Origin of the sequence: Stenotrophomonas chelatiphaga (assembly GCF_001431535.1) — a bacterium.
Taxonomy (GTDB): domain Bacteria; phylum Pseudomonadota; class Gammaproteobacteria; order Xanthomonadales; family Xanthomonadaceae; genus Stenotrophomonas; species Stenotrophomonas chelatiphaga.
The window spans coordinates 126192-136688 of record NZ_LDJK01000008.1 but is presented as its reverse complement, the minus strand read 5'-3'; the positions used below and the strand labels follow the sequence as shown (position 1 = coordinate 136688).

The following is a 10497-nucleotide window of genomic DNA, read 5'->3' as shown; positions in this document are numbered from 1 at the left end:
GAACACGGCCTGCCAGCGGCAGCGGCTGCCTACCAGTCCATGCTCGAAGACATCCGCCTGCTGGCCGCCGACGGGGGCATCGTGCCGTGCAGCCTGCCCGGCGGCCCGCGCGGTCGCCACGACGGCTGGATGCGCGCCGTGCATGACGACGGCGGCCACCTGCTGGCCTTCACCCTGAGCATCCCGCACCCCGACGGCAGCCCTGCCGGCGAACGCTGGGAGCTGGCGCTGGAAAGTGCCGGGCACGGGCTGTGGGACTGGGACCTGGCCAGCGACCGCGTGCTGCGGTCGCCAACGGTCGATGGCCGGATCGACGCCCAGGAGCGCGCCGGTGCGCTGCTGGAGCGGATCCATCCCGACGACCGCGCCGGCGTGCATGCGGCGGTGCAGCAGCACCTGCGCGGCGAGGTCAACCAGTACAGCGCCGAATTCCGTTACCGCCAGCCCGACCAGGGCTGGCGCTGGGTGCTTGATCGCGGCCGGGTCGTGGCGCGGACCGCCGACGGCCAGCCGTTGCGCATGGTCGGCACCCACACCGATATCGAACACCAGAAGCAGCTGGAAGCCCACCTGCACGACCAGCAGCTGCACCTGCGCCAGGCACAGCAGATCGCCAGCATGGGCAGCTGGTCGTGGGAGCCGGCGGGCCGCCGTTTCTGGTGGTCGCCGGAACTGCATGCGCTGCTGGGAACCGAAGGCGCCGAGGGCGCCGCGGCATCCAGCCCACGTGCCTGGCTGCGCCGCCTGCACCCGCGTTCGCGCAGTGCGCTGGGGATGGCGTGGCGGCGGCTGTGGCGTGACGGGCGGGCGGCAAACCTGGACCTGGAGCTGCGCCGGCTCGGGCACCACCCCGCGCTGCAGCTGCGCCTGTGGATGCAGCCGTTGCAGGCCGCCGATGGACAGATCCAGCGCCTGCTCGGCCAGGTGCAGAACATCAGCGAACAACACCAGACCGACGCCCTGATCCGCTGGCGCACCGAGTTGTTGAATCGTGTCTCCGCATTGGGACGCATCGGCGGCTGCGAGATCGAAGTCGATACCCGGCAGATGCAGTGGACCGAAGAGTGCTATCGCATCCATGGCCTGCGCAAGGAATCGATCAGCCTGGACCAGGCGCTCGCGCTGTACACCGACGATTCGCGCAGCGCCTTCGAATCCGCGCTTGAGCGCATCGCCGCCGGCGGCCTGCCCGAACAGCTGGACCTGTGCTTCTACCGGCAATCCGGCATGCGCGTATGGGTGCAGGTGTTGATCGAACTGGACCGCCGTGACGGCCTGCCGCCGCGCTTCGTGGTGCTGTTCCGTGACATCACCCGCGAACGCGAGGCAAACGAACGCATCGAGCTGCTGGCCCACTACGACCTGCTGACCGGGCTGCCCAACCGCATGCTGCTGCGCGAGCAGACCGCCGATGCGATCGACGAGGCGCGCGATCGCGGCACGCCGCTGGCGATGCTGTTCATCGACCTGGACGGCTTCAAGACCATCAACGACAGCTTCGGCCATGCCACCGGCGATACCCTGCTCAAGGCCGCAGCCACCCGGCTGCACCAGAACCTGCGCAACAGCGACCTGTTCGGGCGCTTCAACGGCGATGAGTTCATCGTGGTGCTGCGCGACCTGGCCGAAGCCGAGGATGCCGGGCACGTGGCGCGCAAGCTGATCGCCTCGCTGGCCGAACCGCTGCATCGCGGCCAGGACCTGCTGAAGGTCGGCGCCAGCGTCGGCATCGCGATGCTGGAAGACGGCCGCGAAGATTTCGACTCGCTGCTGCGCGCTGCCGATGCGGCCATGCACGCGGCGAAGGAAGCGGGCCGCAATACCTACCAGTATTACAGCCAGGATGCGCTCAGCCGCATCCAGCGCAGGCTGGACATCGAACATGCGCTGCACGGTGCCATCGAGCGCGAAGAGTTCAGCCTGGTCTACCAGCCGCTGATGCACGCCGAACCCGGCCAGCCCCCGGCGATCGAGGCGCTGCTGCGCTGGCACCGTCCCGGCCTGGGCTACTGCAGCCCGGTTGAATTCATCCCGATCGCGGAGAAGTGCGGCGAGATCGTGCGCATCGGCGACTGGGTGCTCAACGAAGCCTGCCGGCAGGCCTCGGCGTGGGATCGCGCCGGCCTGGTGTTCGACCGCATCGCGGTCAACGTATCGGCGGTGCAGCTGCGCGAGCGTGGCTTCGCCGAGCGGGTCATCGAGGTCTGCCATGCGCATGGCCTGTCGCCGACCCGGATGGAGCTGGAGCTCACCGAATCGGCGCTGATCCGTGACACCGACATCCTGCGCCACTGCTTCGACGTGTTCGAACGGCACAACGTGCCGCTGGCCGTGGACGATTTCGGTACCGGTTTCTCCAACCTGCACTACCTCAACCGGTTCCCGGTGGGACGGCTGAAGATCGACCGCAGCTTCGTGCAGGGCATGCTCGAAGATGCCGGCACCGCCGAAGTGACCCAGGCCATCGTCCACCTGGGCCATGCCCTGGGCATGAAAGTGGTGGCCGAAGGGGTCGAGACCACACAGGAGGAAGACCTGCTGCGCCGCCAGGGCTGCGACGAGATCCAGGGCTACCTGTATTCGCGGCCGCTGGTACCGCGCGAGCTGGCACAGTGGCTGCGCAATGCGGCCACCGGCGCATCGATGCGCGATACCGCAGCGGCCCTGGTGGGCTGAACGCCGCCGTTGCGTGCGTGGCGGCGCGCGGTCGCCGCAAGTGGAGCAAACGCTGCCGCCCGCAGGCAGCATCCAGCGCGTGTCAGCGAGGCATCGGCGCCGTAGCGGGCGCATCGGCGGCAGGCCCCAGGTCCCTTGCATCCAGTCCCAGGTCCCAGCCCAGGCTGGCCTGTTCGGCACTGTGACGCGCAGCGGCCTGCCTGGCCGCCATCTGCTCCAGCTGCGCCAACTCTGCCTGTGCCATCGCTTCCAGCTGCTGCAACTGCTGGCGCACGGTCCTGGCCGCGGGCGCCGCAGCGGGAGCCCGGACAAGCTCCGGACCCGGGCCCGGGCACGACAAAGCCCCGGCACTGCCGGGGCTCTGCGGTTGACCTGATGGATCAAGCACCACGCGGGATCAGAACAGTTCCACCGTTCCGGCACCCATGCTCTGCTGGGTGACCGGCTTGTGCGGCGGGCGCTCCCATTCGCTGCGCAGGTCACGCAGGCGGTTGCCGGTGCGCGCCAGGGCGGTGACCATCTCCTCGTCGGCCGCACCGTCATGGCGATGCAGCAGTTCCTGCAGCGCCAGCGCTTCGCGGTTGATCGAGGTCAGGCGGTCCAGGTGGACGTGCACCCCGCCGAGCGCCTGGGTGGCGATGTCTTCGAACTGCAGGGCGCGCACGGCTTCGGCCACGCTGCCGTCGATCGAGCGGGCGCATTCGGACACTTCGCGCATGCCATCGCCCAGCGAGGCATTGATCTGCGCCACGTTGTCGACCATGGAAGCGGCTTCCATGCGTGCCTCGCGGGAGCGGTCCATGTCACGCGATGCCATGTGGGTGACCGTTTCGCGGACCTTGGCGATGGCGTCCTTGGAGCTGTGGGCGAGCTTGCGGATCTGCTCGTTGAAGGTGGTCGAACGCTCGGACAGGTTGCGCACCTCGTCGGCCACCACGGCAAAGCCGCGACCGGCTTCACCGGCACGCGCTGCTTCGATGGCCGCGTTCAGTGCCAGCAGGTTGGTCTGGTCGGCGATCGACTTGACGTCTTCCAGCAGTGCGAAGATGCCATCCAGGTGCTGTGCCATCTGGTCGATGTGCTGCACGGTGTTGCTGCTCTGGCCGCTGACCTGTTCCAGCGCTTCCACCAGCTGTTCCATCTGGTGGCTGGCGTGCTGGGCGAAGCGGGCCACGTCCAGCCCGGCCGACCCATCTTCACCGGTGCGGTCGACGATGCGGGCCAGTGCCTGGCTCTGCTGGCGCGACTTGCGGTTCATTGCCTCGAAGCTGCCACCCAGGCCGGACACGGCCTGGCGGATCAGGTCGCGGGCGCGCTCGACTTCGCTGCGCGAGCCGTCGATTTCATTGCTGACGAAGTTGCGCAGTTCGGTCAGCAGCTGGTCCTGCTCGCGCAGGATGCGGGCCTGTTCCGGCGAACGCCCGGCCGGAGCACGGGTGCTCCACCAGGCGTGGCCGAGCCAGCTCAGCGTCATCGTGGTAAGGATCGCCCAGCGCAGGGCCGCAGGCCACTCCAGAGCAAAGGCGAGGGGCAGAAGCAGGGTCAGCACCAACGGTGCGGCCAGACGGATGATGGTGCGAGAGTACATGGACGTTCCCGGGAGAGTCACAAATGCAGTATCGGCCGTACCCGGGTTCTCTTTAACGCCGATGTTGCATGCGCGCGCCTGGTTCGCCGCTGCGCTCGCCAAGCCACTCAGCGCAGCGCGCGGTCCACCGCTTCCACCATGGCCTTGCGTGCCAGCAGGAAGTCCCAGTAGCTGCCGCCCAACTGGCGCCACAGCACCGCCGAGCGTACCGCCGCCAGCAGCAGCGCGCGGATTTCGGCCACCACGCCGGCCTGGCCCAGGTAATGCGGGTTGCCCTGCACCATGACCCGCGGCTTCAGGTGGCTGATGGTGTCGGCATACACGCCGCCCAGCGTGGCCAGCACGTCCGGATGCCCGCTGTCGCCCAGCTCGCGGCCCTGGCGGCTGGCGCGCTCGATGCCGGCGGTGACCTTGGCGATGGTGTCCGGCTCGCGCACGAAGCGGCGCTCCAGCTGCAGCACCGCCAGCGCCAGCTTGGGCAGGATGGGGTCCTGGCCCTGGTTGCGGAAATAGTTGTGCAGCAGGCGCAGGCCCGGCTTGAGCGACTCGCGGTCGCCATAGACGTCCTGCGGCGATGCGGCGTCGATGCGGAACACGCTGTCCATGGCGGTGCGGACCGCACCGGCGTCGGAGTGGCCGGTATCGGCGATGCGGCGGACCTGTTGCAGGGCCTGGGCTATGCCGGCCAGGGCCAGTACGCGGTCGTCGACAGTGAAACTCATGCAGCAGATACCTCGAAAGGAGAAGGAGTAGGGCGTAGCCGCTGTTCGAGCGGCGCGTCGGTGGCGGCGATCACCGCACCACCGAGGCAGACATCGCCCTGGTACAGCACCAGCGACTGGCCGGGAGTGACCGCCCGCTGGGGAGTGGGGAAGCGGACGTGCAGGCTGCCATCATCGCGCACCTGCACCGTACAGGCCTCGTCGGGCTGGCGGTAGCGGGTCTGCGCGGTGCACTCGAAGCGGGCGGCGGGCGGCGCACCGGCGATCCAGTGCGCGTTTTCACTGACCAGCTCGGTGGACATCAACCAGGGGCTTTCACGGTCCTGGTCCACGTACAGCGTATTGCTGGCCACGTCCTTGCCCACCACGTACCACGGCGCCGCCGGACGGCCACGCACGCCGCCGATGTTCAGGCCCTCGCGCTGGCCCAGGGTGAAGTAGAACACCCCGGGGTGCTCGGCGATCTCCGCCCCGTCCGGATCGACGATGCGGCCCTGGCGCGCGGGCAGGTACTGGCCGAGGAACTCGCGGAAATCGCGTTCCCCGATGAAGCAGATCCCGGTGGAGTCCTTCTTGGCGTGCGTTGGCAGGTTGGCGTCACGCGCCATCCGGCGCAGGTCGCTCTTGTTCAGGTCGCCGATCGGGAACAACGTTGCCGACAGCTGGGCCTGGCCCAGCTGGTGCAGGAAATAGCTCTGGTCCTTGCTGCGGTCGGCGCCACGCAGCAGCAGCCACTGGTTGCCCTCGCGGGCGATCCGCGCGTAATGGCCGGTGGCGATGCGCTCGGCGCCCAGCTCGCGGGCGGCATCCAGGAAGTGCTTGAACTTCACTTCGCGGTTGCACAGCACGTCCGGATTGGGGGTGCGCCCGGCCGCATACTCGGCCAGGAAGTGTTCGAACACGCCGTTCCAGTATTCGCTGGAAAAATCGCGGAAGTGGAACGGGATGCCGAGCAGCCCGCACACCGCCACCGCATCGCGGCGATCGTCCTCGGCGCGGCATTCGCCGCTGCCATCATCGGCCCAGTTCTGCATGAACAGTCCGGCCACCGGCTCGCCCTGCTGGACCAGCCGCCAGGCGGCCACCGAAGAGTCCACCCCGCCGGACACGCCGACCATGATCCGCGGCGCGCTCATGCTGCGACCTCCTTGACCAGGGCGAGGGGATGACGCTGGCCGGCGAGGAAGTCGGCCACCACCTGCCAGACCAGCGGGCTGCGCAGCCGCTGCCGTGCAGCCAGCAGCTCGCCGGGCTGCAGCCACAGCGCGCGCTCGATACCGGTATCCAGCGGGCGTTGGGGATCGTGCCGCAGCGGGCGCGCGGCATAGCTGAAGCGCAGGAACGGGGTGCCGTCCGGGGCGGTCCACTGGTAGGTGCCGATGAACGCGGTCAGTTCGACCTCCCAGCCGGTTTCTTCCCGGGTCTCGCGCAGTGCTGCTTCGGCCAGCGACTCGCCCGGCTCCAGGTGGCCGGCGGGCTGGTTGAGCACCAGCACGCCATCGATGCGTTCTTCGACCAGCAACAGCCGGCCGGCGTCGACCACCACGGTGGCGACGGTGACGCGGGGTGCCCAGCGCGGCGCAGCAGCATTCACTTCAGTATTCGTCCTGCTTGGTCAGTTCCAGTTCCATCGCATCGGCGGTCCGGCTGGCCGCTTCGATGGCATCGTCCAGTGCTTCCGCAGACGCATCGGCATCCACCTTCACCACGAACATGGCGATCTTGTCCTGCTTCACCCAGCCGCCCATTTTCGCATCCTGCGCATCTTCGAGCAGGCGGTTGGCCACGGCCACCGGGAACTGGTCGGTGCTGGCCTGGTAGCCCGGCGACCAGATCTCGCGCACGTGCTGGCTGCCGAATTCTTCCACCACCGAACGCACATAGACCAGCTGGGTGCGGTCGCCTTCCATGTCGAACACCATGCGATAGTCGCCGTCCTCGTCGATCTCGTAGGGGTAGCCCAGCTTGTCGAGATGGCGTCCGATGGCCTTGTCCGGCTCGGCGGCGAAGGAGGGGGTCGCCATGGCGGCGACAGCCAGCAGCAGGGCGGAGCGAAGCGTCCTTTCCATGAGAATCCTGTGAAGGTGGTGCAGGGAGTCCCGCAGATTGTGAAGGCGCGTCGGCTTGCCGTCCAATCCGGCCAAGCCAGCCACTATAATAAGCGGATGCCTCGCGAGACTTCCCACGAATCCCATTCCGACCACGGCGTGCTGCTTGAACCGGCCCGCCCGGAGGTCGCCCCCCCGCCGTTCTACCAGGTGATGCTGTTGAACGATGACTACACCCCGATGGATTTCGTGGTCGATGTGCTGCAGCAGTTCTTCAACCTGGACCTGGACCGGGCCACCCAGGTGATGCTCCACGTGCATACCCGTGGCCGCGGCATCTGCGGTGTGTTCACCCGCGAAGTGGCCGAAACCAAAGTGGCGCAGGTCAACGAATATGCCCGGATGAACCAGCATCCGCTGCTGTGCACGATGGAAAAGGCCTGATCGGGCGGCCATGACCGCTGCGTGGTAGTCCGGTGCGTTCCATCTACGGCACGATCGCACGTCCCGGCGACGACGCAGCTGGCGTCGGTAATGCGTCTGTCCTGCCTTGGTTTGCGGCGCCACCGGCCGCCCATCGCCTTATCCTGCGTGTGCGTGGGCTGAAAGCCAGCACCCGGCGGGGATCCGGTTTAGGTTATGGTGGAATCACCCTCGCCAGGCGCGCGACGGCATGCTAACGCCGTATGAACGGGCAGTTCCGCTAGGGTGATGGAAAACGTGTGGTCAGGCCGCATATCGTCTTCAACTGCCGCCGGAGTAGAGCATGTTCAGCAAAGACCTCGAACACACCATTGGCCAGTGCTACAAGCGGGCACGGGAAGCGCGGCATGAATTCATGACCGTCGAACACCTGTTGCTGGCGCTGCTGGACAACCCCTCGGCCCAGGCCGTCCTGAAGGCGTGCGGTGCCGACGCCGAACGCCTGCGCCAGGAGCTGGAGCAGGCCATCGAAGCGTCGGTTTCGCGGCTTGCCGAAGACGATGGGCGCGACACCCAGCCCACCCTGGGCTTCCAGCGCGTGTTGCAGCGCGCGGTCTACCACGTGCAGTCCTCGGGCAAGAAGGAAGTCACCGGCGCCAACGTGCTGGTGGCGATCTTCGGCGAGAAGGATTCGCACGCTGTCTATTATCTCAACCAGCAGGACGTCACCCGGCTGGACGTGGTCAATTACCTGTCCCATGGCATCGCCAAGCTGGGCGAGGAGGGCGAGTCGTCTTCGCCGGCCGATCCCGAGGGCCGCGCTGAAGGCGGGGAGGGCGAGGGCAAGGGCGATGCGCTGGCCGAGTTCGCCAGCAACCTCAACGAGCAGGCCCGCAACGGCCGTATCGACCCGCTGGTGGGCCGTGCCGACGAAATAGAGCGCACCATCCAGGTGCTGTGCCGCCGTCGCAAGAACAACCCGCTGTACGTCGGCGAAGCCGGCGTGGGCAAGACCGCCATCGCCGAAGGTCTGGCGCGCCGGATCGTGGAAGGCTCGGTGCCGGAAGTGCTCGCCGATGCGGTCATCTACTCGCTGGACCTGGGCGCGCTGGTGGCCGGCACCAAGTACCGCGGCGACTTCGAAAAGCGCCTGAAGGGCGTGCTGACCTCGTTGAAGAAGGTGCCCAATGCGGTGCTGTTCATCGACGAGATCCACACCATCATCGGCGCCGGTTCGGCGTCCGGTGGCACCATGGATGCCTCCAACCTGATCAAACCGGCGCTGGCCTCCGGCGACCTGCGCTGCATCGGCTCCACCACCTTCCAGGAATACCGCGGCATCTTCGAAAAGGATCGTGCGCTGGCACGGCGCTTCCAGAAGATCGACATCGTCGAACCGACCGTGGGCGAAACCTACGAGATCCTGCAGGGACTGAAGCCGAAGTACGAAGAGCACCACGGCGTGACCTATGCCGATGATGCGCTGCAGGCCGCGGTGGACCTGTCGGTCAAGCATATCGGCGACCGCCTGTTGCCGGACAAGGCGATCGACGTCATCGACGAGGCCGGTGCACGGCAGCGCCTGATGCCGGAAGGGCAGCGCAAGGAGCTGATCGACATCGAGGAGATCGAGGCGATCGTGGCCAAGATGGCGCGCATCCCGGCCAAACAGGTCAGCGCCACCGACAAGGACGTGCTCAAGCACCTGGAGCGCAACCTGAAGATGGTGATCTTCGGCCAGGATCCGGCCATCGAAACGCTGTCTTCGGCGATCAAGCTGGCCCGCTCCGGCCTGGCCAACCCGGAAAAGCCGATCGGCAACTTCCTGTTCGCCGGCCCGACCGGTGTCGGCAAGACCGAGGTCACCAAGCAGCTGGCCCTGCAGCTGGGGATCGAGCTGGTCCGCTTCGACATGTCCGAGTACATGGAAGGGCATTCGATCAGTCGCCTGATCGGTGCGCCTCCGGGCTACGTGGGCTTCGACCAGGGTGGCCTGCTGACCGAAAAGATCGTCAAGACGCCGCACTGCGTGCTGCTGCTGGACGAAATCGAAAAGGCGCACCCGGATATCTTCAACATCCTGCTGCAGGTCATGGACCGCGGCGTGCTGACCGATACCAACGGACGCGAAGCCAACTTCAAGAACGTGGTGCTGGTGATGACCACCAATGCCGGTGCCGCGCAGGCGTCACGGCGTTCGATCGGGTTCACCAAGCAGGATCATGCTACCGATGCGATGGAAACCATCCGGCGCAGCTTCACGCCGGAGTTCCGCAACCGGCTCGATGCGGTGGTGCAGTTCCAGGCGTTGGGCTTCGAGCACATCCTGCGCGTGGTCGACAAGTTCCTGATCGAGCTGGAAATGCTGCTGCAGGAAAAGCACGTCAGCCTGTCGGCCACGCCGACCGCGCGCGACTGGCTGGCCCAGCACGGTTTCGATCCGCTGATGGGCGCACGGCCGATGGCCCGTGTCATCCAGGACAAGGTCAAGCGTCCGCTGGCCGACGAGCTGCTGTTCGGCAAGCTGGTCAACGGCGGCAGGGTCAGCATCGACGTGCGCGACAACGAACTGGTGGTGGAAACCTTCCCGGAACCGGAACGTCTGTTGCCGGCCACGGTTTAAGGGGACGGGGTCAGCGTCCTTTCGCGCAGCGAAAGGACCCTGGCCCCTCCTGACCCTGCCGGATCGAATCTGCAGCAACGCCAAAAGGCCAGCTCGACGGCTGGCCTTTCTCGTCGACGCGGATGCGTCGGAACGCTTACTTCATGCGGTAGGTGATACGGCCCTTGGTCAGGTCGTACGGGGTCATTTCAACCTTGACCCGGTCACCGGTCAGAATGCGGATGTAGTTCTTGCGCATGCGGCCGGAGATATGGGCAATGATTTCATGACCATTTTCCAGGCGGACGCGGAACGTCGTGTTCGGCAGCGTCTCGCTGACGGTGCCTTCGAACTCGATGGAGTCGTCTTTCGACATGTAATCCTGTGCGGTTCAGAGAGCGGCCACGGGGGCCTAAGCCGCTGCATTTTACGCACATG

General features: G+C 66.9%; 10 protein-coding genes. 3 read left to right on the top strand and 7 right to left on the bottom strand.

Features of this window, described 5'->3' with window-relative positions:
• The coding region (locus tag ABB28_RS03405; RefSeq protein ID WP_057507284.1) for a bifunctional diguanylate cyclase/phosphodiesterase at positions 1-2676 on the top strand (2676 nt) is incomplete at its 5' end.
• A gap of 82 nt (positions 2677-2758) precedes the next feature.
• Here ABB28_RS03405 and ABB28_RS03400 read toward each other — a convergent pair.
• From ABB28_RS03400 to ABB28_RS03375, 6 genes are all read right to left on the bottom strand, one after another.
• Positions 2759-2950, bottom strand: a complete 192-nt coding sequence (locus tag ABB28_RS03400; protein ID WP_057507269.1) for a hypothetical protein — start codon at positions 2948-2950, stop codon at positions 2759-2761.
• 123 nt (positions 2951-3073) lie between these two features.
• On the bottom strand, positions 3074-4264 hold the full coding sequence (locus ABB28_RS03395) for a methyl-accepting chemotaxis protein (RefSeq protein WP_057507268.1): 1191 nt from the start codon (positions 4262-4264) through the stop codon (positions 3074-3076).
• Positions 4265-4371: 107 nt separating this feature from the next.
• On the bottom strand, positions 4372-4986 hold the full coding sequence (hflD, locus tag ABB28_RS03390; RefSeq protein ID WP_057507267.1) for a high frequency lysogenization protein HflD: 615 nt from the start codon (positions 4984-4986) through the stop codon (positions 4372-4374).
• Positions 4983-6122 carry a tRNA 2-thiouridine(34) synthase MnmA gene (gene mnmA / locus ABB28_RS03385; protein WP_057507266.1) on the bottom strand — a complete coding sequence of 380 codons (1140 nt, stop codon included), beginning with the start codon at positions 6120-6122 and terminating at the stop codon, positions 4983-4985. The genes hflD and mnmA overlap by 4 nt, the downstream gene beginning before the upstream one ends.
• Complete coding sequence (locus ABB28_RS03380) at positions 6119-6580, bottom strand: NUDIX hydrolase (RefSeq protein ID WP_057507265.1); 462 nt, start codon at positions 6578-6580, stop codon at positions 6119-6121. Before ABB28_RS03380 ends, mnmA begins: the two co-directional genes overlap by 4 nt.
• 1 nt (position 6581) lies before the next feature.
• The gene (locus tag ABB28_RS03375) at positions 6582-7055 is read right to left on the bottom strand and encodes a hypothetical protein (protein WP_057507264.1); all 474 of its coding nucleotides are present in this window, start codon (positions 7053-7055) and stop codon (positions 6582-6584) included.
• A gap of 96 nt (positions 7056-7151) precedes the next feature.
• On the opposite strand from ABB28_RS03375, the gene clpS reads away from it, so the two are divergent.
• Together clpS and clpA are read left to right on the top strand one after the other, a co-directional pair.
• Positions 7152-7478: an ATP-dependent Clp protease adapter ClpS gene (gene clpS / locus ABB28_RS03370; protein ID WP_057507263.1), complete on the top strand. Its 327-nt coding sequence runs from the start codon at positions 7152-7154 to the stop codon at positions 7476-7478.
• A 322-nt stretch (positions 7479-7800) separates the two neighbouring features.
• Positions 7801-10080, top strand: a complete 2280-nt coding sequence (gene clpA, locus ABB28_RS03365) for an ATP-dependent Clp protease ATP-binding subunit ClpA (RefSeq protein WP_057507262.1) — start codon at positions 7801-7803, stop codon at positions 10078-10080.
• Positions 10081-10216: 136 nt separating this feature from the next.
• Here clpA and infA read toward each other — a convergent pair whose 3' ends face one another.
• Entirely contained in the window at positions 10217-10435 is a 219-nt protein-coding gene (infA, locus tag ABB28_RS03360; protein ID WP_005409596.1) for a translation initiation factor IF-1, read from the bottom strand.
• Positions 10436-10497 lie beyond the last annotated feature (62 nt).